The organism is Lactobacillus sp. PV012 (genome assembly GCF_014522325.1).
Taxonomy (GTDB): Bacteria; Bacillota; Bacilli; order Lactobacillales; family Lactobacillaceae; genus Lactobacillus.
The window spans coordinates 346,180-370,237 of sequence record NZ_CP041983.1; the positions used below are offsets into that span (position 1 = coordinate 346,180).

29 protein-coding genes, 1 other RNA gene and 1 other annotated feature are annotated in these 24,058 nt (G+C 34.3%); of the genes, 26 read left to right on the top strand and 4 right to left on the bottom strand.

Going from position 1 to position 24,058, the window contains the following annotated elements:
• Window positions 1–29: 29 nt before the first annotated feature.
• Window positions 30–965: an AAA family ATPase gene (locus FP433_RS01695; RefSeq protein WP_265483445.1), complete on the top strand. Its 936-nt coding sequence runs from the start codon at window positions 30–32 to the stop codon at window positions 963–965.
• A 38-nt stretch (window positions 966–1,003) separates the two neighbouring features.
• On the opposite strand, the gene pepC is transcribed toward FP433_RS01695, so the two are convergent.
• Window positions 1,004–2,353, bottom strand: coding sequence for an aminopeptidase C (gene pepC, locus FP433_RS01700; protein ID WP_265483443.1), 1,350 nt, complete (start codon window positions 2,351–2,353; stop codon window positions 1,004–1,006).
• A 143-nt stretch (window positions 2,354–2,496) separates the two neighbouring features.
• Here pepC and FP433_RS01705 point away from each other — a divergent pair, with 143 nt between their 5' ends.
• The 8 genes from FP433_RS01705 to FP433_RS01740 all read left to right on the top strand — a co-directional run bounded on the left by FP433_RS01705 (window position 2,497) and on the right by FP433_RS01740 (window position 9,614).
• The gene (locus tag FP433_RS01705) at window positions 2,497–3,048 is read left to right on the top strand and encodes a dUTP diphosphatase (RefSeq protein WP_265483441.1); all 552 of its coding nucleotides are present in this window, start codon (window positions 2,497–2,499) and stop codon (window positions 3,046–3,048) included.
• Window positions 3,048–4,427 (top strand): DNA repair protein RadA, encoded by a 1,380-nt coding sequence (gene radA, locus FP433_RS01710; protein WP_265483440.1) that lies wholly within the window; start codon window positions 3,048–3,050, stop codon window positions 4,425–4,427. Before FP433_RS01705 ends, radA begins: the two co-directional genes overlap by 1 nt.
• Before the next feature lie 81 nt (window positions 4,428–4,508).
• Window positions 4,509–6,008, top strand: a complete 1,500-nt coding sequence (gltX, locus tag FP433_RS01715; protein ID WP_265483438.1) for a glutamate--tRNA ligase — start codon at window positions 4,509–4,511, stop codon at window positions 6,006–6,008.
• An 89-nt stretch (window positions 6,009–6,097) separates the two neighbouring features.
• Entirely contained in the window at window positions 6,098–7,513 is a 1,416-nt protein-coding gene (gene cysS / locus FP433_RS01720; RefSeq protein ID WP_265483436.1) for a cysteine--tRNA ligase, read from the top strand.
• Entirely contained in the window at window positions 7,506–7,937 is a 432-nt protein-coding gene (locus tag FP433_RS01725; protein WP_265483434.1) for a Mini-ribonuclease 3, read from the top strand. The genes cysS and FP433_RS01725 overlap by 8 nt, the downstream gene beginning before the upstream one ends.
• Window positions 7,930–8,685, top strand: a complete 756-nt coding sequence (gene rlmB, locus FP433_RS01730) for a 23S rRNA (guanosine(2251)-2'-O)-methyltransferase RlmB (RefSeq protein WP_265483432.1) — start codon at window positions 7,930–7,932, stop codon at window positions 8,683–8,685. Before FP433_RS01725 ends, rlmB begins: the two co-directional genes overlap by 8 nt.
• A 151-nt stretch (window positions 8,686–8,836) precedes the next feature.
• Window positions 8,837–9,400, top strand: a complete 564-nt coding sequence (locus tag FP433_RS01735; protein WP_265483430.1) for a sigma-70 family RNA polymerase sigma factor — start codon at window positions 8,837–8,839, stop codon at window positions 9,398–9,400.
• Window positions 9,401–9,404: 4 nt separating this feature from the next.
• Window positions 9,405–9,614: a hypothetical protein gene (locus tag FP433_RS01740; protein WP_265483429.1), complete on the top strand. Its 210-nt coding sequence runs from the start codon at window positions 9,405–9,407 to the stop codon at window positions 9,612–9,614.
• A gap of 14 nt (window positions 9,615–9,628) precedes the next feature.
• On the opposite strand, the gene FP433_RS01745 is transcribed toward FP433_RS01740, so the two are convergent.
• Both FP433_RS01745 and FP433_RS01750 read right to left on the bottom strand, forming a co-directional pair.
• On the bottom strand, window positions 9,629–10,780 hold the full coding sequence (locus FP433_RS01745; protein ID WP_265483427.1) for a glycerate kinase: 1,152 nt from the start codon (window positions 10,778–10,780) through the stop codon (window positions 9,629–9,631).
• Between the two features lie 58 nt (window positions 10,781–10,838).
• Window positions 10,839–11,591: an MIP/aquaporin family protein gene (locus tag FP433_RS01750; protein ID WP_265483426.1), complete on the bottom strand. Its 753-nt coding sequence runs from the start codon at window positions 11,589–11,591 to the stop codon at window positions 10,839–10,841.
• A 278-nt stretch (window positions 11,592–11,869) separates the two neighbouring features.
• Here FP433_RS01750 and rpmG point away from each other — a divergent pair, with 278 nt between their 5' ends.
• The 8 genes from rpmG to FP433_RS01790 all read left to right on the top strand — a co-directional run bounded on the left by rpmG (window position 11,870) and on the right by FP433_RS01790 (window position 16,298).
• Complete coding sequence (rpmG, locus tag FP433_RS01755; protein WP_265483424.1) at window positions 11,870–12,019, top strand: 50S ribosomal protein L33; 150 nt, start codon at window positions 11,870–11,872, stop codon at window positions 12,017–12,019.
• A gap of 10 nt (window positions 12,020–12,029) precedes the next feature.
• Window positions 12,030–12,200 carry a preprotein translocase subunit SecE gene (secE, locus tag FP433_RS01760; protein ID WP_265483422.1) on the top strand — a complete coding sequence of 57 codons (171 nt, stop codon included), beginning with the start codon at window positions 12,030–12,032 and terminating at the stop codon, window positions 12,198–12,200.
• 93 nt (window positions 12,201–12,293) lie between these two features.
• Entirely contained in the window at window positions 12,294–12,848 is a 555-nt protein-coding gene (nusG, locus tag FP433_RS01765) for a transcription termination/antitermination protein NusG (RefSeq protein ID WP_265483420.1), read from the top strand.
• A 115-nt stretch (window positions 12,849–12,963) separates the two neighbouring features.
• Window positions 12,964–13,389, top strand: a complete 426-nt coding sequence (gene rplK / locus FP433_RS01770) for a 50S ribosomal protein L11 (protein ID WP_117117543.1) — start codon at window positions 12,964–12,966, stop codon at window positions 13,387–13,389.
• Between the two features lie 99 nt (window positions 13,390–13,488).
• Window positions 13,489–14,181: a 50S ribosomal protein L1 gene (gene rplA, locus FP433_RS01775; RefSeq protein ID WP_265483418.1), complete on the top strand. Its 693-nt coding sequence runs from the start codon at window positions 13,489–13,491 to the stop codon at window positions 14,179–14,181.
• Between the two features lie 83 nt (window positions 14,182–14,264).
• Window positions 14,265–14,386 (top strand) — a sequence feature (ribosomal protein L10 leader region).
• 65 nt (window positions 14,387–14,451) lie between these two features.
• Complete coding sequence (gene rplJ / locus FP433_RS01780; protein ID WP_265483416.1) at window positions 14,452–14,952, top strand: 50S ribosomal protein L10; 501 nt, start codon at window positions 14,452–14,454, stop codon at window positions 14,950–14,952.
• A 45-nt stretch (window positions 14,953–14,997) separates the two neighbouring features.
• Window positions 14,998–15,360: a 50S ribosomal protein L7/L12 gene (gene rplL, locus FP433_RS01785; RefSeq protein ID WP_265483415.1), complete on the top strand. Its 363-nt coding sequence runs from the start codon at window positions 14,998–15,000 to the stop codon at window positions 15,358–15,360.
• Window positions 15,361–15,434: 74 nt separating this feature from the next.
• On the top strand, window positions 15,435–16,298 hold the full coding sequence (locus FP433_RS01790; protein WP_265486900.1) for an ion channel: 864 nt from the start codon (window positions 15,435–15,437) through the stop codon (window positions 16,296–16,298).
• Between the two features lie 23 nt (window positions 16,299–16,321).
• Here the strand turns inward: FP433_RS01790 and FP433_RS01795 are convergent, their stop codons facing one another.
• A complete protein-coding gene (locus FP433_RS01795; protein ID WP_265483411.1) occupies window positions 16,322–16,549 on the bottom strand; it encodes a hypothetical protein in 228 nt (75 codons plus the stop codon).
• Window positions 16,550–16,694: 145 nt separating this feature from the next.
• Between FP433_RS01795 and FP433_RS01800 the strand changes: the two genes are divergently transcribed.
• From FP433_RS01800 to FP433_RS01840, 9 genes are all read left to right on the top strand, one after another.
• Window positions 16,695–17,312, top strand: a complete 618-nt coding sequence (locus tag FP433_RS01800; protein WP_265483410.1) for a class I SAM-dependent methyltransferase — start codon at window positions 16,695–16,697, stop codon at window positions 17,310–17,312.
• 81 nt (window positions 17,313–17,393) lie between these two features.
• Window positions 17,394–17,567 (top strand): hypothetical protein, encoded by a 174-nt coding sequence (locus tag FP433_RS01805; RefSeq protein ID WP_265483408.1) that lies wholly within the window; start codon window positions 17,394–17,396, stop codon window positions 17,565–17,567.
• Window positions 17,568–17,629: 62 nt separating this feature from the next.
• Window positions 17,630–18,127 (top strand): tRNA adenosine(34) deaminase TadA, encoded by a 498-nt coding sequence (tadA, locus tag FP433_RS01810; RefSeq protein ID WP_265483406.1) that lies wholly within the window; start codon window positions 17,630–17,632, stop codon window positions 18,125–18,127.
• A gap of 9 nt (window positions 18,128–18,136) precedes the next feature.
• An RNA gene (ffs, locus tag FP433_RS01815) (signal recognition particle sRNA small type) lies at window positions 18,137–18,233 on the top strand.
• A gap of 59 nt (window positions 18,234–18,292) precedes the next feature.
• Window positions 18,293–19,987 (top strand): DNA polymerase III subunit gamma/tau, encoded by a 1,695-nt coding sequence (dnaX, locus tag FP433_RS01820; RefSeq protein WP_265486902.1) that lies wholly within the window; start codon window positions 18,293–18,295, stop codon window positions 19,985–19,987.
• Between the two features lie 12 nt (window positions 19,988–19,999).
• Window positions 20,000–20,332, top strand: a complete 333-nt coding sequence (locus FP433_RS01825; RefSeq protein ID WP_265483402.1) for a YbaB/EbfC family nucleoid-associated protein — start codon at window positions 20,000–20,002, stop codon at window positions 20,330–20,332.
• 2 nt (window positions 20,333–20,334) lie between these two features.
• Window positions 20,335–20,934 (top strand): recombination mediator RecR, encoded by a 600-nt coding sequence (recR, locus tag FP433_RS01830; RefSeq protein WP_265483401.1) that lies wholly within the window; start codon window positions 20,335–20,337, stop codon window positions 20,932–20,934.
• Complete coding sequence (locus FP433_RS01835) at window positions 20,931–21,164, top strand: YaaL family protein (protein WP_265483399.1); 234 nt, start codon at window positions 20,931–20,933, stop codon at window positions 21,162–21,164. The genes recR and FP433_RS01835 overlap by 4 nt, the downstream gene beginning before the upstream one ends.
• A 297-nt stretch (window positions 21,165–21,461) precedes the next feature.
• Window positions 21,462–23,801: a mucin-binding protein gene (locus FP433_RS01840; RefSeq protein WP_265486904.1), complete on the top strand. Its 2,340-nt coding sequence runs from the start codon at window positions 21,462–21,464 to the stop codon at window positions 23,799–23,801.
• Window positions 23,802–24,058: the final 257 nt, after the last annotated feature.

Below are 24,058 nucleotides of genomic sequence, written 5' to 3' on the forward strand. Positions count from 1 at the left end.
TTAAGACTATTAATAAATGGAGAAAATAGATGCGTAAAATATTTTTATTGAGGGGAGCACCGGGTTCTGGCAAATCTTCTTTTATTGCTCGCCACCATCTACAACCATACGCAATTTCTCGTGATGAAGTACGTTTGCTTTTAGCAGATTTAACAGTATTTTATGAAAAAAAGTATGATTATCTTCATCAAGTAGTACCACGCTACGCTAATAAAAAGGCAACTGCTTTAGTTGATGAATTTGTAGAAGAAAAAATGAAGCGTGGGGAAACTGTGATAGTAGATGGAACTCATATTACGCCGGAATCAATTGAACACTTTAAGCCTTGGGTGGATAAATATCATTATGAATTGTTTGTGGTAGATTTGATGTATCACAATACTTTAGATGGATTACTACGTCGCAATCGGACACGAATGCATTATGATTGGGTTAAGCCAGAAGTGGTTAAAATGATGTATAACGAATACATTGCACATCCAGAAATTCCAGATTGGGCCTTTTCAATTTTACCAACGGGGATGGAACACGCTTTAAGTCAAAAAGAAAAAAATCTTGACCATTATGCCCATGTAATTTGTGTCCCAGATAAGGTAAAACCTGAACATTTTCCTAGTGTTCATATTTCGAATTTTTATTTTTCATTTAATGATAAATTTAACGCAGAGTATGGAACTTATCGAAATGTAATTCCTTTAGCTAAGACAGCTCAAGAAGCTATTAAAGATTTTAAATTACCATTTTTTGTGTTTAAATTTCATCGAAAGCACTTTTTGATTTCTGCTTATCCAATTCGTAATGAGATGTTAGATCCAATCAGAAAGGTTAAAGGTGTTTGGAGCTATTCCACAGGTTTATATAATATTGGAGATTTTGTTAAGGAATTTCCAGAGAATAAGCATCAACATGTTCATCAATTCAATTTATCAAAAATTGATCCAACCCGCTTATTGCACATTTGGTAACAAAAAACTACACAAAGATTTGTGTAGTTTTTTATTCATTAAAATTTAGTTGCCAAAGCACCCATTGGATCCCATGGAGAAAGTTGAATAGGATTTTTACTGCCTTCTTCAAAGGCTTTCTTTAAATCTTCAGAGAGGTATTTTTTGTTAATAACAGCTTGATAAACAAAATTATCAAACCAATCATCACTCATTACAAAGTAGCCTTTAAAACCAGGTTTTTCACCCCATGAGTTTTCAATCTTCCATTTAGTAGGTTTACCATCAACTAAGTCTACGCCGGTGATTACCATTGCATGATCCATTAAGGATTCGCCAGAGTTCAAACGATCAGCTTTTGACATATCAAAGTCAACGTTGAATAGCTCGTCACGTCGATATAATTTGGTATCTAGTAAACCTGCTTGACGTTCTGAATCTTTAACAACGTTAGAACCAAACCAAACAACTTCACCATTTTTTAATTGTTCAATAATTAGGTTTTTCATTTCATCAATTGGTAAGTTCAAGTGACGAACTTGACGTCCACCTTTAACATTTCCTAAATATTCAACTGAGAAAACCTTATGGAATGGTTTATCTTCTGTAGGTGCGTTAATAGTTGAGATGTATTGACTTAAATCCCAGCCAACATACTTTTTAAAGAAATCTTGTGGGGTTAAGTTAGGATCACGGTGGAAGTTTTTATCATCATCGCGATATTCAAAATCGAAGGTAGTAGGTGGCACTCCCAAAGAAATTGCCAAAATTCGATAAACTTCTTCTAGCATTTCATCTTTGCGATTTTGGATTTCTTCATCTGATTTACCCTCTTGAACCATTTTACGTAATTCAAGTCCGTCTTTACGAAGTAAAGTATTTAAAGTGTCATTTAAAGCACGAGAATTAGTGGCATTGGCAGTTTCAGGATAAGCAGATTTTGGTACAATACCATATTTTTCAATAATTCCACAGAGCATATCCCATTGCCCACCATCTTGTTGTGGAGTAGTAAATAAAAATGCTACCTTACGGTCATCTAAATCTTTATCTGCAGTTTCAATGACATTTTCAAAGAACCAGTTAGATTTTTCAAATTTATCCCAAAAGTTAGTGTAGTTTTGAGATAATTCAAAATCCTTGATCTTAAATTCTTTTTGAATTGAGTGACGCATTGTGTTCAAAGCACTAAACATCCAGCAGCGTCCAGATTGTTTTTGATTAGCAACTTTTCCAGTGTCGATTTCAATTGAAAATGTAGGTTCTAAGTTGATCTTAGTTTCTAAACTTTGGCTGGCCTTATAAATACCGTTTTCTTGAGCGGCACGGCTGGCAATTCGATTAGAACGACTAGACTTAAAATCTTTTTTAAAGTTTTTAATCTTGTCAGATGTGATTTCTTTTGTCATAATAAAAACCTCCTAATAGTTAATTATAAGTATTTTATACCATTGAAATTAATAGGTCTAATTTAATTTTGTGAAAATTTGTATTTTTTGCATAAAGAAATACGTTAGAATTAAATCAGAATTAAGCAAAGGTAGGAAGTAAAATGCATAAAAGAGGATTTGAAATTGTCTCAAAGTATAAGGATGCTAATCTAACATTGCCTAGACGCCAAACTATTGCTAGTGCAGGATATGATTTTGAAGCGGCGCAAGATGTGGTGATCCCTTCAATTTGGCGCTTTAATTTTGTGCGGATTTTTAGATTAATTAGAAATCACCATGAAGTAAATGAGCATGACTGCAAATTAGCAGCAGAGATCTTAAGACCTTTTTTGGTACCGACAGGAATAAAATGTTATATGCCAGACGATGAAGTGTTAATCTTAGCTAATCGTTCATCGAATACTTTTAAAAGAAATGTGACTTTACCAAATGGAATTGGTGTAATTGATAGTGACTATTATAATAATGAAAATAATGAAGGAGAAATTTATTTTCAGCTATTAAATTATGGGGTTAAACCTCTAAAAATAAAAAAGGGTGAACGTATTGGACAGGGAATTTTTCTCCCTTATTTAAAAGCAGATAATGATGAGCCAATTATTAGAAAAAGAGATGGTGGATTTGGTTCTTCTGGATTAGGAAGGAATAGTTAATGGCAAAAGTTAAAACTCAATATAAATGTAGAAGTTGTGGATATATTTCTGCCTCATATTTGGGGCGTTGTCCTAATTGTGGGGCCTGGAATCAGTTTGAAAAAGAAAGTATTCAAAGCTCTAAGACTTCTACTAAAGCAACTCCCAGTCGTTTAATGACCAAAGTAGGATTAAATGAGCCAGTAAAACTTAATGAAGTAAAGGCAGAAAAAGAAACACGAATTAAGACAGAATTTGAAGAGTTAAATCGGGTTTTAGGTGGAGGAATTGTGCCGGGATCACTTGTACTAATTGGTGGAGATCCAGGAATTGGTAAGTCGACTTTAATGTTACAAATCATGGGTGCAATTGCAAAGAAACACAAAGTTTTGTATGTTTCAGGAGAAGAGTCAGCAAGTCAAATTAAGATGAGAGCTGATCGTTTAAATGTGGCTGAGTCGGGGATGCTTTTGTACCCAGAGACAAATATGGAAAATATTCGGCATCAGATTGATGAAATAAAGCCGAAATTTTTAGTAATTGATTCTATTCAAACGATGAACGAACCGAGTCTTGATTCGGTGGTAGGATCAGCTGCCCAGGTCAAAGAAGTTACCAATGAATTAATGAAGATTGCAAAAAATGATGAAATTACAGTTTTTGTAGTTGGACATGTGACCAAGGAAGGGGCAATTGCTGGGCCAAAGATTTTAGAACATATGGTAGATACTGTTTTGTATTTTGAAGGAGATGGGCATCATGCTTATCGAATGTTACGGTCTGTAAAAAATCGTTTTGGAGCCACTAATGAAATGGGGATGTTTGAAATGGAAAATGAAGGATTAAAAGAAGTAACTAATCCGTCAGAAATTTTCCTAGATGAACGTTTACCTGATTCAACTGGTTCAGCAATTGTAGTGTCGTTAGAAGGAACAAGGCCCATTATGGCTGATATTCAGGCATTAGTAGCGCCCACTGCTTTTGGTTATGCCAAAAGGACTACTTCTGGACTTGATTATAATCGTGTTGCCCTTTTGTTAGCTGTGCTTGAAAAAAGAGGTAACTTAATGTTACAGAATCAAGATGCTTTTTTAACGGCAACAGGTGGAATTAAATTAAATGAACCAGCAATTGATTTAGCTATTGCAATGGCAGTGGCTTCTAGTTATAAAAATGAAGGAATTCCTGCAACAGATTGCTTTGTGGGAGAAATCGGCTTGACGGGTGAAGTTAGAAGAGTCAATCAAATTCAAGCAAGAGTTAATGAAGCCGCAAAGATAGGCTTTAAACGAATTTTTATTCCCCGTCATAATTTATCAACTGACCTTAAAAATCGAACCGATATTGAAGTAATAGGAATTTCAAGTTTAGCCCAAGCTTTAAAGCTAGTTTTTGGATAACAAGATAAACAATTGAACTTTTTTATGAGAAAAGTTAAACTTAAAGAGACACATTTATAAAGAATGAAAGAGGCGCTTTAATTGGCTAAGAAAAAGATTCGTGTACGTTATGCACCAAGTCCTACTGGACACTTACATATTGGTAATGCACGTACTGCATTATTTAATTATTTGTTTGCACGTCATAACAAAGGAAAAATGATCCTTCGAATTGAAGATACTGACCAAAAACGTAATGTTGAAGGTGGATCTAAATCTCAAATGGAGAATCTTCATTGGCTTGGGATTGATTGGGATGAAGGTCCAGATATTGGTGGAGATTACGGCCCATATAGACAGTCTGAAAGAAAAGATATCTATAACAAATACATTCAGCAATTACTTGATGAAGGTAAAGCATACTATTCTTATAAGACTGAAGAAGAACTTGAAGAGCAACGTGAAGAACAACGTGCAATGGGAATTGCCCCTCATTATGTTTATGAATATGAAGGCATGACTGCAGATGAAATTAAGCAAGCTCAAGAAAAGGCAGCCGCAAAAGGTATTACTCCTGTCGTAAGAATTCATATTCCAGAACATCGAACTTATGCATGGGATGATATGGTTAAAGGAAAAGTTTCTTTTGAATCAGATACTATTGGTGGCGATTTTGTTATTCAAAAGCGTGACGGAATGCCAACTTATAACTTTGCTGTAGTAATAGATGATCACTTAATGGAAATTACTCATGTTTTACGTGGGGATGACCATGTGGCTAATACTCCTAAGCAATTGGTAGTATATGAAGCGCTTGGATGGGATGCACCTAAATTTGGTCATATGACATTGATCATTAATTCTGAAACTGGTAAGAAACTTTCAAAACGTGATGAATCAGTTCTCCAATTTATTGAACAATATCGTGAACTTGGTTATTTACCAGATGCAATGTTCAATTTTATAACTTTGCTTGGTTGGTCACCTGTTGGAGAAAGCGAAATTTTTTCAAAGAGAGAATTAATTAAATCTTTTGACCCAGATCGTCTTTCTAAGTCACCAGCTGCTTTTGACCAAAAGAAATTAGAGTGGATTAACAATCAATATGTAAAGAATGCTGATCGTGATGTATTGTTAGATTTAGCTTTAAATAATTTGCAACAAGCAGGTCGTGTAGGTGAAGAAATCAGTCCAGAAAAAATGGAATGGATTCGTCAGTTAGTGAATATTTATGCTGTTCAAATGTCTTATACTCAACAAATTGTTGATTTTTCTAAAATTTTCTTTGAAGAAGAACCAAAGCTTACTGCAGAAGAAATTGAAGAAATTAAAAATGATGATGCTCGTCCAGTAATTGAAGAATTCAAGAAACAACTTGATTTAATTCCTCGTTTCACTGCTGTTCAAGTTATGAATGCAATTCAAGCTACTCGTAAACAAACTGGGGTAAAGGGAAGAAAACTCTTTATGCCAATTAGAATTGCTGCTACTCGTTCAATGGTGGGACCTGGAATTGGAGAAGCCCTTGAATTAATGGGTAAAGATAAAGCAATGAAGCACATTGATTTGACTTTAAAGCAATTGGATGAAGAAAATATTTAGTAAGCTTTCAAAGTTAAAAGCCACGTGAAAACGTGGCTTTTTTGGTAAAATAGAAAATAGAAATTTATTCAAGGAAAGAAGGCTTGAGTGTGAAAATTTATAATACCTTAACCCGGCAGAAGGAAGAATTTAAACCTTTAGTGGCTGGAAAAGTAAGCATGTATGTTTGTGGGCCAACGGTTTACAACTATATTCACATTGGTAACGCAAGAAGTGTAATTGCTTTTGATACAATTAGACGCTACCTTGAATATAAAGGCTACAATGTAAATTACGTCTCTAATTTTACAGATGTTGATGACAAAATGATTAATGAAGCTAGAGCAGAAAATATTACTGTTCCAGAACTAGCAGATAGATTTATTGAAGCTTATTTAGAGGATACAAAAGCATTAAATATTAAAGATGCTACTCTTCATCCCCGTGCTACTCATGAAATCAAAGACATTATTTCCTTTGTGCAAGATTTAATTGATAAGGGATATGCTTATGAAGTTGATGGGGATGTATACTATCGTGCAAAGAAATTTAAAAATTATGGAAAATTAAGCGATAAAAATATTGCACAACTTGAAGAAGGAGCCTCTGAGCATATTTCAGATGCTGAGCAAGATAAGAAAGAAGATCCGATTGACTTTGCTCTTTGGAAAGCACAAAAACAAACAGATGAAATTGCTTGGGACTCACCATGGGGTAAGGGACGACCAGGCTGGCATATTGAATGTTCAGTAATGAGCACCAAATACTTAGGTGATAGCATTGATATTCATGGTGGAGGTCAAGATCTTGAGTTTCCTCATCATGAAAATGAAATCGCACAAAGTGAAATAAAAACAGGTAAAAAGTTTGTAAATTATTGGATGCATAATGGATTTGTAACTGTAGGTAAAAAGCAAGAAAAGATGTCAAAATCTTTGCATAATTTTGTGACAGTACATGATCTGTTGAAAAAAGTTGATCCTCAAGTATTACGTTTTTACATGTCTAGTGTGCAGTATCGTCGTCCTATTAATTATTCTGAAGATGGTTTGACGCAGGCAAAAACGATTTTGGAGCGGTATCAAACAGTTTTAAGAAATATGGCTGATCGTTTAGCTGACAAGACAGCAGGAGAAGAAGCAACTGACTTTTTGAAAACTGTAAATTTAGCAAAAGAAAAATTTGAAAAAGAAATGGATGACGACTTTAACGTTCAAAATGCTTTGAGTGTTATGTATGATTTTGTGACAGAAATTAACAGTCATTTACAAAAAAACAAAGTTGATAAAGAAGCTTTGCAACAAGCTTACAATCTCTTAAAGCAATGGCTTTTAATTTTTGGAGTAGAGTTTGCAGAAAATAGTAATTCGGTTGATAACGATGAAATCCTTGCCTTAATAGCTGAGAGAAATCAAGCCAGAGAGAATAAAGATTGGGCTAAAAGTGACGAATTGCGTGATAAATTAAAGGAAAAAGGAATTATTTTAGAGGACACTCCTCAGGGAACGAGGTGGCACCATGCCTAAGCCTAAAAAGTTAGTTGAAAAAAAGGTTGATCCTTATACCACTAGTTCCTTAACCCTAGCTTATTTGGGGGATGGTGTTTATGAAGCCTATATCCGTCGTCATTTAGTTAAAAGTGGTATCGTTCGGCCTCAAAAATTACAAAGAACTGCAACACATTATGTGTCAGCTAAAGCCCAAGCAGATTTGATCACTAAAATGGAAGAGGATGGAATGTTGGCTAATGATGAGTTAGATATCTATCATCGTGGTCGAAATGCCAAAAGCCATACCCACGCTAAAAATACATCATTAGCTACTTATCGATTATCAACTGGCTTTGAGGCTTTAATTGGTTATTTAGATTTAGCTGGCAAAGATGAGAGAGTAAAAGAATTATGTGAATGGTGTATTTATCAGGTTGAACATGGAGAAAAAAATGAGTGAAAATAAAGAAGATTTTGTTTTTGGACGTCATGCAGGAATTGATTTTTTAAAAACGCAAGATGCTGAAAAAATAAATAAAGTTTTTTTACAAAAGGGTATTCACGAAGATTTTGCTAATCAAGTTTATCAGTTAGCTAAGAAAAAGAATTTAGTTGTTCAAGAAACACCTAAAAATAAACTTGATCAATTAACTAATCAAGGTAATCACCAGGGGTTAGTTTTAGCGATTGCTTCTTTTGAATATGCAAATTTAGATGAATTACTTGATAAATTTGATGAAGAAGGGAAAGAACCTTTTTTATTAATGCTAGATTCTATAGAAGATCCTCATAATTTGGGCTCAATTTTAAGAACAAGTGATGCTACAGGTGTTGATGCGGTAATTATTCCTAAGCGTCGTGCTAGTGGCTTAACATCAGTGGTAGCTAAAACTTCAACAGGAGCAATTGATCATGTACCAGTTGCTCGTGTAAATAATTTAGTACAAACAACTAAAGTATTGAAAAAAAGAGGCTTTTGGTTCTTTGGCACAGCGATGGAAGGAATAGATTATCGACGTTGGGATGCCCAAGGTAAAAGTGTCTTGGTAATTGGAAATGAAGGTAAAGGAATTTCACCTTTATTACTAAAACAAATGGATCAAACTTTAACGATTCCAATGGTTGGCCATGTTCAATCATTAAATGCGAGTGTTGCTACAGGGGTATTACTTTACCAAATGTTTAACAGTCGTCACCCATTAAATTAAGAATATCAATAAAATGAGACATCTAAAAATAGATGTCTTATTTAGCTGCAACAATATTAAGGATCTGTCTTGTTTAAACTGGTGTTTGGTTAGCGAAAAATTCATTTTATCGTATTCTTTAAAAGTAAAAATTAGAAAGGAAAAGTCAATTTTGAAATTAGAAGAAAGACACGATGAAGAATTAATTCTCTTAGTAAGGGAAAGAAATAGCGAAGCTTTAAAAGAATTAATGAAGAGATATCAGGGAGTAGCAATTAATGTGCAGAAAAGATTCTATCTACGTTCATATGATTATCAAGATTGGAATCAAGATTCACTTTTGATATGCTATCAAAGTTGTAAAAAATACGATTTTGAAAGAGGCGGTAAATTTGGTTCCTTTTTTAAGACAAATTTGGTAAATCATGCATGCTCACTATTACGTCATGAAATGGCAAAGATAAGAGAACCATATCGGAAGGCATTATCTTATGAATTAATGGTTGATGATGGAATAATCCAAGAAGAAGGTTCACTCCTACAGTTAATACCAAATAGTAAGATTCTTAATGAATATGTGTCAAGTCTATCAGGCTTGGAAGTATTAGCTTTACTCCATCATTTAGGAAAACTAGATGAGGACAAATTAACTGAGGTAACAAAAAGTCAATTGCAACAGGCTAAGCATCGTTGTAAAAAGAAGCTTGAACGGTTATTATTTAATATGGAAGATTAAAAGAATGGATGAAAAAATGACAAACTTTCTAGATAAACCGTTAAAAGAAGTTTTAGAAAATACTAAAGAAGAAATCAGTGTCCGTGAATGGATGTGGAATTTCTTTTTAGAAAAAAGTGGTCATGATACTCTTAAAGCAGAAGAGGAAATGTTACCATGGCTTGAAGAAAAAGATATTGAAATTTTGAATTTTATTCAAAAAAATTCAAAATAAAGGCGTTAGATTACCTAACGCCTTTTTTGTTGTCGCTTAATTAAGCGAGCAATATTTTCACTTGTTTGTCTAAGATCATGCTTGCTATCTTTAATAGCTTGAGAAAGGGATTTAGCACCAGTTTCTGTAGCAAAAATTGCGTCAATTTTATCATCCCCATATAAGACTTCAACACTAGCCCCAATATTTCCAGCTAGAGCAATTACAGTGCAATTTGGACTAGCAAGTTTAGCTGCTTGGGCAACTCCAAAAGGGGTTTTACCAAATTGAGTTTGAAAGTCGATTCCACCTTCGCCAGTAAAAACTAGATCTGCATCTTTAGCTTTTTGATGAAAATTTGTTAATTTTAATACTAACTCAATTCCGGATTCAATTTTGGCATTTAAAAAAGTTAATCCTGCAAAGCCAAGACCTCCGGCAGCCCCAGCACCAGGGGTAAATTCGTGGTCTAGTCCTGTAATTTGTTTAGAAAGTTGGGCAAAAGAGTGGAGTTTTTTATCTAGCATAATTGCCTGAGAATTGCTGGCACCCTTTTGTTTAGAGAAAACAAGAGAAGCGCCCTGTTTTCCAGTTAAAGGATTTTGAACATCGGTTGCTAAAATAATATTAGTCTTTTTAAGGCGAGCATCTAATTCCGTAAGATCGATTTTAGAAATTAAATCTAAGTTTTCACCACCTAGGTTAACGGGCATGTTATTGTTGTCTAATAATTTTGCCCCGAGAGCAGTGATCATTCCTGCTCCAGCATCATTAGTACTACTTCCACCCATAGTAATAATAATATTCTTGGGATTATATTCTAGGGCTTTAGCTATTAATTCACCGGTTCCATAGGTTGATGTAAAGCCTGGGTTAGCCGTATTTTTGTCCACGAACTGTAATCCACTGGCTTGTGCCATTTCAATGATTGCAGTTTGTTTATCACCAGTTAATCCAAAATAACTTTCGGTAATTTTATGAAGTGGATTATGAACTTTTACTTTAATAAAACTTCCTTTGGTGGCTGTTACTAAAGCCTCAAGGGTACCTTCCCCACCATCTGCCATTGGAATTAATTGATACTTTGCATGAGGAAACACACGTAAGAGACCGGTATGAATTTCTTGGCTCACCTCGTCTGCAGTAAGCGAGCCTTTAAAAGAATCAGGTGCGATAATAATTTTCATTAAATTTCTCCTAAATAAAAAGCTGCTAAGAATTATCTTAGCAGCTAAAAAATAAATGTTAAAGTCCGAAAATTACTTTGTAAAGTAATACTCCGCAGATACCTCCTAAAATAGGAGCAATTACTGGAATCCAACCATATTCCCAGTGAGATGAACCCTTGTTGGGAAGTGGTAAGATAGTATAAATCAATCTAGGACCTAAGTCACGAGCAGGGTTAAGAGCGGGACCTGCTGGTCCACCACCAGACATAACAAGGGCAGTAATTAAGAATCCTACGCCGATGTTAGCAATATCTACTGATTGGTGGTAGAACATTCCTCTATAAAGACCTACAGCAGCAAAAAGTAAAATGGCTGTATCGATAAACTCAGTAATAAAACCGTTAAATCTACTGTTTGCATAATCTGATGTAGAAAAGCTTCCGAATACGGCGTCAACTTCTTTAGTTTGTTTAATATATGGATAGTAAAGTGCAACAACAAGTAATTGCCCTACCATTGCCCCAAGTAATTGGGCGATGATATAAGGAACTACGTGAGCCCAAGGAAAGACTCCTGCAGTTGCTTGAGCTAAAGTTACGGCAGGATTTAAGTGATTTCCTGAAATTGCTCCGAATAGGAAAGCAGGAATCATGACACCGAATCCAAATCCCCAAGCAATTAAAATCCAACCACCGTTAGCTTTATCATTTTCATTATTACCAGCAGTACCTTTTAACATAGCGTTAGCTACGGCACCGTTACCAAAAAGTACTAAAATAGCTGTTCCGAGAAATTCAGCCCAGTACTTTATCATCCATGTATGTTCCATAAAATAATATTTTCCCCTCTGAAATTTAATAAAAAAATAACATGCAAGCAAGATTATAATAGAAAAACGCTCCCATTAATAGATGTACACGTATAATGAAAGCGCATTAAAAGCAATTTTTTTGATTTTAAAGAATTTATATGTTAATAATAAGATTTATATGTCTTGCAACTCATAAAAAAGTGAATTAGAATTTAAAGTACAAGGCTATAACTGTACAATTTAAGGTTCACTTTAAGTTAATACTTATTAAATTATTTAATTTAGGAGTGAAAAAAATGGTAGTTAAAAAAGCTTCACTTGCATGCACAGTTTGTGGATCACGCAATTATTCTATTGCTGCAAGTAAAAACAGAAGTCAACGATTGGAATTAAAAAAGTTTTGTAAACATTGCGGTAAGCAAACGGTTCACAAAGAAACAAGGTAGGGGAAAGTAAATGTTTAAATTTTTAAAGAGTGTAGGCCAAACAATGAAAAAAGTTTCTTGGCCAACTTGGAAACAAAATAGACGTGATACAGCAGTAGTTGTGGGAAGTACTATTTTGTTTGGTGTTTATCTTGGAATTTTAGATTGGCTATTTACTTATATGACACAATTATTCTTATAAAGTTGGTAGTGTGATATAATTAATACAAAGTTAAACCTCCCTGATGGAGGTTTTTTATTTCGCAGATTTTATTTGATTAATAAGAGGTTTAAAATGGTTGAAACTCAGAAAAAACAATGGTACGTGGTACACACTTATTCAGGTTATGAAGACAAAGTAAAGAAGGATTTACTCTCTCGTGCACAATCATTGGGGATGCAAGATTATATTTTCAGAGTAGTAGTTCCTGAAGAAGAAAAAACTGAAATGGTTCGGGGAAAGAAACAAGAAGTTGAAGAGAAGATTTTCCCTGGTTATGTTTTAGTTGAAATGATCATGACTGATGAAAGCTGGTTTGTTGTTAGAAACACTCCTAATGTAACAGGGTTTATCGGAAGCCATGGTGGTGGTTCTAAGCCATCTCCACTTTATGATGATGAAGTTGAGCGAATTTTATCTGCTAACAAGACAAATAATAAATCAATTCCAGACGTAGAATATGAAATTGGAGAAACAGTTACAATTACAGGTGGTGCTTTCAATGGCCTTTCAGGAAAAATTACTGAAATTGAACCTGAAAAAGGTAAGTTAACTGCTGTGATTGATATGTTTGGTCGTCAAACTAATGCTGAACTTGATTATGACCAAGTAAAAAAATTAGATGACTGATATTGTAATTAAAAATAAATGATGCTACAATAACACAGTATCTGTAATATTGTGGGAGGAGAAAAAGGAAAATTCTCCACTATAACCGCATCACGGAATCAAGGAGGTATTGACCGTGGCAAAAAAAGTTATTAATGTAGTTAAATTACAAATTCCTGCTGGTGCAGCAACTCCTGCACCTCCAGTAGGTCCTGCATTGGGTCAAGCTGGAATCAACATTGTTGGTTTTACTAAGGACTTTAATGCACGTACTGCTGATCAAAAGGGAATGCTTATTCCTGTAGTTATTACTGTATATGAAGATCGTTCATTCGAATTCATTACTAAGACTCCACCTGCTGCAGTTCTTTTAAAGAAAGCTGCTAAGGTTGATAAGGGATCTGGTGAACCTAATACTAAGAAGGTAGCTAAGGTTACTAAGGCACAAGTTAAGGAAATCGCCGAAACCAAGATGCAAGATCTAAACGCTGCAGATGTTGAAGCTGCTATGCGCATGATTGAAGGTACTGCTAGAAGCATGGGATTTGAAGTCGAAGACTAATCCATACTTTTTAGAAATGTCGGATTGTTAACCAAAGTTAACGAATCAAGGTGGGAGAGTTGAGAACTCGTTTGACCACATTTGCAAGGAGGAAATCACATGCCAAAGCATGGTAAAAAATATTTAGAAGCAGCTAAAAAAGTTGATTCAAACAAATTTTATTCAGTAGATGAAGCAATGAAGTTAGCTAAAGAAACTTCATACGCTGATTTCGATGCAACTATTGAAGTTGCTTATAATCTTTCTGTTGATCCAAAACAAGCTGATCAACAAATTCGTGGTTCTATCGTTTTACCTAATGGTACTGGTAAGAGCCAAAAAGTTATCGTTTTTGCTGAAGGTCCACAAGCAGAAGCTGCAAAAGAAGCTGGTGCTGATGAAGTTGGCGGTGACGAATTAGTAGAAAAGATTCAAAATGGTTATTTAGACTTTGATGTTGTTGTTGCAACACCAATGATGATGGCTAAAGTAGGACGTTTAGGTCGTATCTTAGGACCTAAAGGTTTAATGCCTAACCCTAAGACTGGTACTGTAACTATGGATGTTGCTAAAGCAGTTGAAAATGTTAAGGCTGGTCAAGTAGAATACCGTGTTGATAAGCAAGGTTTAATTCACGCACCTATTGGTAAAGCTTCATTTGAAGCAGATAAGTTAGCTGAAAACTTTAATGCTTTACGTGATGTTATTTTACGTGCACGTCCTGCTGCAGCAAAAGGACAATATATTAAGAGTGTTGCTGTTTCAGCAACCTTTGGACCAGGTATCCACTTGGATCCATTAAACTTAGACTAATTAGAATGAAGAGCTTTGAAGAAAATTCAAAGCTTTTTATTTTAAAAAATGGTTGACATCTTTATGGATACCTAGTAAAGTATTTGGTGAAGTAAATTCTACCTAAGACTCGGGTGGCAACATGCCTCAATATCCCGCCGAGGCCAGAAAACAAAGAGTATTACAACTCCACGTGTTTTTGGCGTGGAGTTTTTAATTTCGGCAGATAGGATTTATATTATACTACACTGTAGTATTAAAAGATGTATTAAAAATCTGGAGGTGAATTCATTGAGTAAAGCTGCTATTGCTGCTAAAGAAAAACTTGTTGACGCATTTGCAGAAGAACTTAAGGAAGCAAAGGCAATTCTTGTTGTTGATTACTTAGGTTTAACTGTTGAAGAAGTTACTAATTTACGTAAAGAATTACGTGATTCTAACGTAAAGATGAAGGTCATCAAGAATACTTACTTAGAACGTGCTGCTAAAAAAGCTGGGATCGAAGGATTGGAAGATACTTTTGTAGGTCCAACTGCTGTTGTTTATACTGCTGATGCAGAGGATATTACAGAACCAGCTCGTATCGTTTCAAAATATGAAGACGATATTGATGCCTTATCAATTAAGGGTGGTATGCTCGAAGGTAAGGTTGCCAGCCAAGACGAAATCAAGAAGCTTGCTTCTATCCCAGGTCGCGAAGGTTTGCTTTCTATGTTACTTTCTGTATTACAAGCACCTGTTCGCAACGTGGCATATGCTGTTAAGGCTGTTGCTGATTCTAAGGACGAATAAGATAAATAGTCAAAAAATTAATTTATATTACGGAGGAAACTTATAATGGCTTTAGATACTGATAAGATTATTGAAGCTTTAAAAGATGCATCAATCCTTGAATTGAACGATTTAGTAAAAGCTATCGAAGATGAATTTGGCGTTTCAGCTGCTGCTCCAGTTGCAGCTGCAGGTGCTGCTGGTGGTGACGCTGGTAAGACTGAATTTGACGTTGAATTAACTGACGTTGGTCAAGAAAAAGTTAAGGTTATCAAGGTTGTACGTGACATCACTGGTCTTGGCCTTAAGGATTCTAAAGATCTTGTTGATGGTGCACCTAAGAACGTTAAGGAAGCTGTTTCTGAAGACGAAGCTAACGACATCAAGGCTAAGCTTGAAGAAGTTGGTGCTACTGTTACTGTTAAGTAATAGTCTCATTTATAAGATAAGCTCTTTGCCATTTGCAGAGAGCTTATTTTTTTATAAATTTAGAAAGTTGTAAAATGAAAAATACGAAAATAAAATTTAGTTTGTCCCGAAAAAATATTTATAACTGGGTAATAGCTTTTATTGCGATATTTTCCATTTTACTAATCGTATTAGATTATGCAGCGGTCATTAACTTAAATACGACGCATAGTAAATGGTTCTGGATAAATAATGCTTTATTAGCTATATTGGCAGTTGATTATTTTTGGCAGCTGTTTAGGTCAAAGAATAAAAAAGAGTATGTAAAAAATAATATTTTTGAATTACTCTCTATTTTACCAATTAGTTTAGTGTTTATCTGGATAATAATGACAGAAGTTGGTTTTTTAATTCCAATTAGATTTTTGCGTCTAATTCGGTTAACTGGATTGATGGGAAGATTAAGAAAAATTTTTCATAATTCTGGTTTTTTATATGTGATTTACTTTTCACTGACTTTTTTACTGCTTGGTTCAATTGGAATTGCTCTTACAGAACATGTTTCTTTAGATGAGGCTTTTTGGTGGGCAATTTCAACAGCTTCTACAGTTGGCTACAGTGATGTTTCTTCTAAGAGTTTAGTTGCTCATACCTTAATTGGAAAATTTGTGACTTTAGTAATGATATTTTTAGGGATTGGAGTGATGGGAATCTTAACTTCAACTCTAACTACATACTTAGTAAAAAGGGATTCAAATAAAGAACTCTTATCAGATGATGATAGTATACGCTTGATTTTAAAAAAATTGGAAAACTTAGAACAGCAAAACGAAAATCTAGTTCGACAAAATCAAGAGATCCAGCAGGAACTTAATAATTTGAAGTCTGCACAGAATAAAGGTCCAGAAGGAATTGAAAAATTAGAAAAATGGTTTAAACATAGAAATCCAAAAAAATAAGATGGTTCGTGAGAACCATCTTTTTAATATAGTTTAAAGTATAAGTGTAAAATAATCCCAAAAATAAAGTAAAGCACGGATAAGCCAATAACTACCCAACCAGCAGTAATCCAAAATCTTGCCCAGGTTTGCTTACTAGTCTCTAATTCTTGACCAAATACTTTTGATTTTCCTTTAATGTTAAAGCCGATAATTAAAGCAATTATTCCAATAACTACAAGAACGATAAAAATTGGAAATGAAATATCCATAAAATTTCCCTTCTTACTAATTGTGATTGTTCAGTATAAACTGTTTCTTAGTTATTATACCATTTATTTCTATTAATTTATTTAATCCACATTTTGAAAAAAGAATAGTAAAATGTTAAATGAAAAGTAGAAAAGAGGACAAGTAATGGCTGAAAAAAATCAAATGTATTTTGCGACTAATCCGGATGCAAAACATGATGAAAGACAGGTACATTATAAAGTAGACAAAGTAGATTTAAAGTTCACAACTGATGCAGGAGTTTTTTCAAAACTTAGGATTGACTATGGGTCAGGAGTTTTAATTAAGGCAATGAAGGGAGTTCATTTTCCACCAGTTGGTATTTTGGATGTTGGGACAGGTTATGGGCCGATTGGATTATTTGCAGCGAAGTTTTGGCCGAATCAGACAGTAGATATGGTAGATGTAAACGAACGTGCTTTAGAATTAGCTAAGAGAAATGCAAAGATCAATCAATTGAATAATGTGAATATCTATTCTTCCAATGCTTATCATGAGATTGCAAGCGATAAGAAGTATGGATTAATTTGTACAAATCCACCAATTCGTGCAGGTAAAAAAGTAGTTGATGAAATTTTGGAAAATGCCAAAGATCATTTAGTAAAAGATGGGGTATTGCTTGTGATTATTCAAAAAAAGCAAGGAGCACCTAGTGCTAAAAAATTACTTGAAGCAACTTTTGGTAATTGTGAAATTTTAGCGCGTGATAAAGGATATTATTTGCTAAAGAGTATAAAAAATTAAACCTAATAGTAGCTTTTTTGAATAATAGTTGATATTATTAAAGCAAGAATTAAAATATACTATTTGTATAGGAGTATAGATATGAAAGCAATCAATATTATCTTAACCATTATTGTAGTTCTTGCAGCGATTGGTCTAACTGCCGTAGCTTTAAATAATAATGCACTATTCGGTATCACAGGCATAGCCTTTATCTATTTTATTGGAGCAGGAGCTTATTTTTTGAATTGTTACACTTTTCATCGCAAAGATTAGTAACTATTTTGCGACGGATTTCTCCCTGATTTGCTATAATTAACTAGAAGTGAGGGAAAAAAGTGCGTTCTAAAGAAGAAAAAGAAAAATTTATGCAACTGGCTTTTAAACAAGCGCAGCAAGCTCAAAGTCAAGGTGAGGTTCCGATTGGCGCAATTGTGGTTGATAAGGCTGGAAATGTAATAGGTGAAGGGTATAATCGGCGTGAGCTCGATGAAGATGCTACACAACATGCAGAATTGATTGCAATTAGGCAAGCCTGTGAAACTTTGGGTTCTTGGCGGCTAATTGATTGTAGCCTTTTTGTAACCCTTGAGCCATGTGCAATGTGTGCTGGAGCAATTATTAATGCTCGTTTAAAAGATGTTTATTATGGAGCATTTGATCCTAAGGCGGGAGCGGCTGGAAGTGTAATTGATCTCTTTAAAGTAGATAAGTTTAATCATCATCCACAAGTTTATGGTGGAATTTACCAGCCTTTAGCTGCTCAAATGTTAAAAGATTTTTTTAGGGCAATTCGAAAGAAGCAAAAAGTAAAAGATAGTGGAAATTTTTCTTAAAATAGAGTATTATTAAATACAGGCAATATCTGACCTCTGAATCGTGTCAGGACCGGAAGGTAGCAGCACTAAGGTTGCTTGGATATGTGCCTTTTTTTGAGACATTTGATCGCTCTTAACTCTTTTAAAGAGTTGAGAGCTTTTTAATTCGGTAAAGGAGTATATATGGCTTATCAAGCGCTTTATCGTAAGTGGCGACCACGTTTATTTGATGATGTAGTAGGCCAAGAAGCGATAACTGATACATTAAAAAATGCAATCAAGCGTGGCAAAGTGTCGCATGCCTTTTTATTTGGCGGTCCGCGAGGAACAGGAAAAACATCTTGTGCGAAAATTTTTGCAAAAGCTCTTAATTGTACGAATTTACAAGACGGAGAACCTTGTAATGAATGCGCTAATTGTATAGCAGCTGATCAAGGAGCAATGAATGATATTATTGAAATCGATGCTGCTTCGAATAATGGAGTAGATGAAATTCGTGATATTAGAGATAAAGTAAAGTATGCTCCAACGCAAGGAAAGTATAAAGTTTACATCATTGATGAGGTTCACATGTTGTCCATGGGTGCATTTAATGCCCTTTTAAAAACTTTGGAAGAACCTCCTGAGCATGTAGTCTTTATTTTAGCAACAACAGAATTGCAAAAAGTTCCCGCAACAATTATTTCAAGAACGCAGCGTTACAACTTTAAACGTATTTCGCAAATGGACTTAATTGCCCGAATGAAAGTAATTTTAAAAGCAGAAAATGTTTCTTATGATGAAAAGGCACTAAAAGTAATTGCACAAGTTGCAGATGGTGGAATGCGGGATAGTTTGAGTATTTTAGATAAAATTTTGTCCTATGACCAAGATCAAATTAAATATGAAGATACTTTAAAAATTACTGGCTTTGCAGCTCAAGAAAAGATTGAAACATTATTCTTACAGTTGATGCAGACGCACACAGAGGATTCCTTAAGCTTGATTAAAGAATTGCTTGCCAGCGGAGCAAGTAGTAAAAATATTTTAAATGAATTGATCGAATTGAGTGTGCAAGCTCTATTAACCAAAAAGGGTGATAAAAGTCATACTTATTTTTTAAATGATTTTGCTAGCTCACTAACTGAGATTCCAGAAGAAAAGTTTTTTAAATTAACAAAGTTAGCAAATGAAGCTTTGAATGATTTAAAGTATACTAATCAGCAAGCAATTCCACTTGATGTTTTTTCAGTTAAAATGACACATCAAGTAAAAGATTCTCCTCAACCTGGTGGAGAGGTTCCTAGTGAAGAATTAAGTGAGTTGCAAAATCAAATAAATAGTTTAACTAGACAAGTACAAAGCTTACTTCATAAATCTGCATTGAATCAAACAAAAAATAAAGATGAAGCTCCTAGGAGTGAAAAAACTGTTATGCCTCAGACAAATGGTGTAGCATATGATAATAAAGAAAAAATTTACCACGTTTTGATGAATGCAACAAAAAATGATTTGGTTAATATAAAGGAAAGCTGGAGTGATGTTCTTTCGACTTTCCCTAATAATAAACAAGCAATGGTAAAAATTCTTGAACCAGTAGCAGCAAGTAATCAAGAAGTAGTTTTGTCATGCAAATATGAATTATGGTTTAAATACACTAATAATGATGTAGAATTATTAGGAGAGCTGGAAGCCCAATTAGCTAAAATGACACAGCACAATTACAAGATTGTGTTAGTGGCTGCTAGGGATTGGCAAAAGGTAAGAGCTGACTTTTTGAGTAAGCACAAAGCTGAATTATTAAATAAGAATAACTCAGAACGACAAACGCCAAAAAGTAATCCAGTTGTAGATAAGGCACAAGAATTATTTGGTGACTTGGTTAATATTAAAGATTAAAGGAGATTTAAAATGGGAAAAAGACCTAATTTTGGTGGAATGGGAAACATGGGAAACATGCAAAACCTAATTAAACAAGCCAAAAAAATGCAAAAGCAAATGGCTGAAGAACAAGCAAATTTATCTACTCAAGAATTTGTGGGTAAATCAGCTGATGATATGGTAGTGGCCACTTTTAGTGGGGATCGTAAGTTAAAAGATATCAAGATTGAAGCTGAAGCAATTGATCCTGAAGATCCAGATATGTTACAAGATTTAATTATTGATGCTGTGAATAAAGGTATTCAAGCAGTAGAAGATGCTACTCAAGCTTCAATGGGAAAATATACTAAAGGACTGATGTAGGAATGCAATATCCTTTGCCAATTACACGTTTAATTGAAAACTATATGAAATTACCAGGAATTGGTGAAAAGACAGCAACTAGACTTGCTTTTTATACATTAGATATGAATAAAAAAGATGTAGAAGATTTTTCTAAATCTTTGGAAGCTGTAAAAAAAGAAATTCATTCATGTTCAATTTGTGGCAATATTACGCAACAAGATCCTTGTGAAATTTGTACAAATGCTAATCGAGATCAATCAACAATTATGGTTGTAGAACAACCTAAAGATGTGATGGCTTTTGAAGAAATGGGCGAATATAGTGGGTTGTACCATGTTCTTCATGGGGTGCTTTCACCAATGGATGGAGTAGGACCAGAAGAAATTAATATCAAGTCTTTAATAAAGAGATTACAAAAAAATGATCAAGTTAAAGAAGTAATTTTGGCGCTCAATTCTACTCCTGAAGGTGAAGCAACTAGTATGTATATTGGAAAATTATTAAAGCCAGCAGGCATTAAAATTACTCGCTTAGCAGCAGGGTTAGCGGTAGGAAGCGATATTGAATATGCAAACTCAATAACACTAAAAAGAGCGGTTCAGGGGAGAACTATCCTATGAGAGAAAAAATTGATATCAAAAAAGTTGGGGATGGTCGATTAATTGCAACAGTTACTAGATTGCAACGACAAATTGCAATGCAAAAAACATTTGAACCGACAACCTTAGATTTGTCTACCGACAACCGGATTGCAGACAAGATTTTACATGCAAAGTATAATTTTTTATATAATGAAGCTAGAAGAAGACATACAGCTTCAAGTAATTCAGATAGTGTAATTACTCAGTAATTAGTTTTATTTAGAGAAAAATTTATACCTAGAGATGAATTGATGAGATAAACCTTAAAAGTTAGCTACTTTTGAGGTTTTTTTCATAACAAAAATTACAATATTGGAATATTATTTGTTGTCTTTTTTAATAAAAAGACAAAAATGTAAAAATTAGTGTAACTAAAAAGTCCATATTTACGGGATATAATCGAACTTTATATATTAAGTTTGTGCTAGAAGGGGTAAAAATAACAAAAAGTGATATAATAAAATAAAAAATAATGGAAAGTAGAAAAAAGAAGGAAAGTTTGGATTATGAAGCACAAGCAAGATGCTAATTTTAAAAATAAACTAAATGGGAAGCAAGAAAGTTTCAGTTTGCGTAAGTATACAGTTGGATTATGCAGCGTATTACTTGGAACCACTTTTTTTGTAATGGGGAATGGAAATATAGTTCATGCGGAAACAGTAGCACCAGATTCGTCTACTGCAGTTGTAGAAAGTAATGCAAAGCCGGTTTCTAAAGAAAGTACTAAAGAAGATCAAGATACTTCTTTAAATAGTGAAGAAACTACTTCTCAAGAAACAAATTTGAAAAGTACCGGCGAAACTAATGAAAAAGTAAATCAAGTTGCTACGCAAGAAAAAGGTGAAGAGGTTACTGAACAAAATAATCAATCTAAGACTGAAACTGGCTTGACTAGTTCACCTTTATACACTGAACAAAATCAAGTACCTGAGTTAAACCTGAATGAGTTATTTACGCAAGAACAATTAGCTCAGTATGGTGATGATGCAAGTATAGCTTGGACAGAAAAGCCGGATGTTTCTAAGATTGGGAATACAAATGGTACAGCTAAGTTAACCTATGAAGATATGGATGCTGATACTCCCATGGCTAAGGATGTCATGGTAGACGTTCCAGTTTTAGTAAGAAAAGCAGAACAAGAAGTTAAAGAAAATCAAGTAAAAAATAGTCTAAATATTATCAACACCGATAATAATTCATTAGTTGCGCATTATGAATGGGTTGGTGATAAGGCTAAGAACGAAGATGAAGAGGAATCTCTTGCAAATAGGGATGCTGTTGAAAGCAATTTTAACACTACGATTGAAGGATTAGGATTTGAGTTGGATGATGAGTCAGAGTTTCCAGAAGACTTAATGAGCTTTGGTACTGCAAACAAAGTTGCAACAGTATTCGTTCATCCAATTAGTGAAACTCCAATTATTAGTGACGCTCCCTACTTTGAAAATGGAGAGGGCGATAGCACTATTGATAATATAGATACCATCCCCAGTGCATCCAGTTATATTGGTAATTTAGGCGCTTTGCCTGTAGGTACGACCATTGAATGGAAAGTTGCTCCAACATATGATTACACCAAAGATGAAGATGGCGATTATGTCAATCCTGAACCGACAAATGATCCAAGTATTAAGGTTACTATTCCAGGCAAAGATCCAATTATTTTAGATAGTAACTTATATGGTGATTCTTTAAAAGAAATTGCAACTTTACCAGCTGATGGCAATGATACCTTACTATTAAAGTCAGATAATGAATTAAAGCTTGGTGCAAGTGTAGACAATGATCCAAGTACTTATGTGACTAATTTAGATTCATTTATTAAAAATTACCTTGAAAATTCGGGTGAAGAAGTAAACGCTGATAATATTCAAAACTTTAAAGATTCATTTAAGTGGACTATTTTACCTAACACTGAGCAAGCTGGTTATACTTTTGGTGTCTTCGATTATAATGATGGTAATGTTGGAAATTTGATTTTATTCAAAGTAAATCCAAATAAAGTGGAGAATTCTAAGAATATCACTAGAACGATTACTTTTGAAGGATTACCAAAAGATATTACTCCAAAGAGTGAATCCCAAATTGTAACTTTTACTCAAGATGGTAATCAAACTTATGTTGATGAACCTATTGCGTATAAGAGTAATAATCCTGTTTGGGAAGAATATTCTGTGCCAGAAGTAAAAGGCTATACACCAGATAAAGTTAAAGTTCCATTGAAAGCAGTAAAATTTAACGATAAAAATGATAATGTCGTTATTACCTACACTGCGAATGAACATACTAGAAAGATTAACTTTGTAGATCCAACTGATAAGACAGTTGGAACTCAAACTGTAAGTGGTAAAACAGGTACAAGTGTAACTCTTGGAAACAATAGTGGTGATACTCCATTGAATATTCCAAGTGGTTACGAAATTGTACCAAATACTGAAGTACCAACTAACGTTCCATTTAACGCAGATAATAAAGATAATGGTGATATTACTGTTCACGTACAAGCAAAGGTTGATACAGTAGATGGACGTCATGATAAGAGTAATAGTGATTACCGTCAAGTAACAAGAACTATTACTGTAAATATAGAAGGTCAAAAGCCACAAGTAGTAACGCAAACGCTTGACTTCTACAGAACTAAGTCAACTAATGAAGTAACCGGTGAAGTGACATACACTGACTGGACTTCAAACATGACTGATAATTCAACCAGTTTCCCAGAAGTAGAAATTCCAAGTGCTGGTGGATACACAAGAACCATCACTGGTGGTGAAATCACTACTAAGGATGGCAAGGATTATGTAGCAGCACACTCAGGCCTAAAAGACGGTACGCCAGTAAGGTAACAGTTAACTATGTCAAAGTAGCTCAAAAAGCTACAATCAAGTACGTAAATAACGCCGATCATAATGATATAGTTGGGACCCAAGAAGTACCAGGAGAAATTGGTGAAACAGTCCCAGTAAAACTTCAAGTACCAGCTAACTGGCAAGTAGTAGGTGGACAAGAAGTACCAAGTTCATTCACATTTGGTTCAACTCCACTTAAGGACACAATTGTTTACGTAGACCACAAGACTGAAGACGTAACTAAGGATCCAAGT

Bases quoted from the DNA above. Each gene is read 5' to 3' on its own strand.
- FP433_RS01750 (WP_265483426.1), bottom strand. From the start codon at position 11,591: ATGGAACATACATGGATGATAAAGTACTGGGCTGAATTTCTCGGAACA.
- recR (WP_265483401.1), top strand. From the start codon at position 20,335: ATGCAATATCCTTTGCCAATTACACGTTTAATTGAAAACTATATGAAA.
- rlmB (WP_265483432.1), top strand. From the start codon at position 7,930: ATGAGTGAAAATAAAGAAGATTTTGTTTTTGGACGTCATGCAGGAATT.
- rplA (WP_265483418.1), top strand. From the start codon at position 13,489: ATGCCAAAGCATGGTAAAAAATATTTAGAAGCAGCTAAAAAAGTTGAT.
- FP433_RS01835 (WP_265483399.1), top strand. From the start codon at position 20,931: ATGAGAGAAAAAATTGATATCAAAAAAGTTGGGGATGGTCGATTAATT.
- FP433_RS01745 (WP_265483427.1), bottom strand. From the start codon at position 10,780: ATGAAAATTATTATCGCACCTGATTCTTTTAAAGGCTCGCTTACTGCA.
- rplL (WP_265483415.1), top strand. From the start codon at position 14,998: ATGGCTTTAGATACTGATAAGATTATTGAAGCTTTAAAAGATGCATCA.
- FP433_RS01725 (WP_265483434.1), top strand. From the start codon at position 7,506: ATGCCTAAGCCTAAAAAGTTAGTTGAAAAAAAGGTTGATCCTTATACC.
- FP433_RS01740 (WP_265483429.1), top strand. From the start codon at position 9,405: ATGGATGAAAAAATGACAAACTTTCTAGATAAACCGTTAAAAGAAGTT.
- pepC (WP_265483443.1), bottom strand. From the start codon at position 2,353: ATGACAAAAGAAATCACATCTGACAAGATTAAAAACTTTAAAAAAGAT.
- rpmG (WP_265483424.1), top strand. From the start codon at position 11,870: ATGGTAGTTAAAAAAGCTTCACTTGCATGCACAGTTTGTGGATCACGC.
- nusG (WP_265483420.1), top strand. From the start codon at position 12,294: ATGGTTGAAACTCAGAAAAAACAATGGTACGTGGTACACACTTATTCA.
- FP433_RS01840 (WP_265486904.1), top strand. From the start codon at position 21,462: ATGAAGCACAAGCAAGATGCTAATTTTAAAAATAAACTAAATGGGAAG.
- secE (WP_265483422.1), top strand. From the start codon at position 12,030: ATGTTTAAATTTTTAAAGAGTGTAGGCCAAACAATGAAAAAAGTTTCT.
- FP433_RS01800 (WP_265483410.1), top strand. From the start codon at position 16,695: ATGGCTGAAAAAAATCAAATGTATTTTGCGACTAATCCGGATGCAAAA.
- FP433_RS01825 (WP_265483402.1), top strand. From the start codon at position 20,000: ATGGGAAAAAGACCTAATTTTGGTGGAATGGGAAACATGGGAAACATG.
- FP433_RS01790 (WP_265486900.1), top strand. From the start codon at position 15,435: ATGAAAAATACGAAAATAAAATTTAGTTTGTCCCGAAAAAATATTTAT.
- FP433_RS01805 (WP_265483408.1), top strand. From the start codon at position 17,394: ATGAAAGCAATCAATATTATCTTAACCATTATTGTAGTTCTTGCAGCG.
- dnaX (WP_265486902.1), top strand. From the start codon at position 18,293: ATGGCTTATCAAGCGCTTTATCGTAAGTGGCGACCACGTTTATTTGAT.
- FP433_RS01695 (WP_265483445.1), top strand. From the start codon at position 30: ATGCGTAAAATATTTTTATTGAGGGGAGCACCGGGTTCTGGCAAATCT.
- FP433_RS01705 (WP_265483441.1), top strand. From the start codon at position 2,497: ATGCATAAAAGAGGATTTGAAATTGTCTCAAAGTATAAGGATGCTAAT.
- radA (WP_265483440.1), top strand. From the start codon at position 3,048: ATGGCAAAAGTTAAAACTCAATATAAATGTAGAAGTTGTGGATATATT.
- FP433_RS01795 (WP_265483411.1), bottom strand. From the start codon at position 16,549: ATGGATATTTCATTTCCAATTTTTATCGTTCTTGTAGTTATTGGAATA.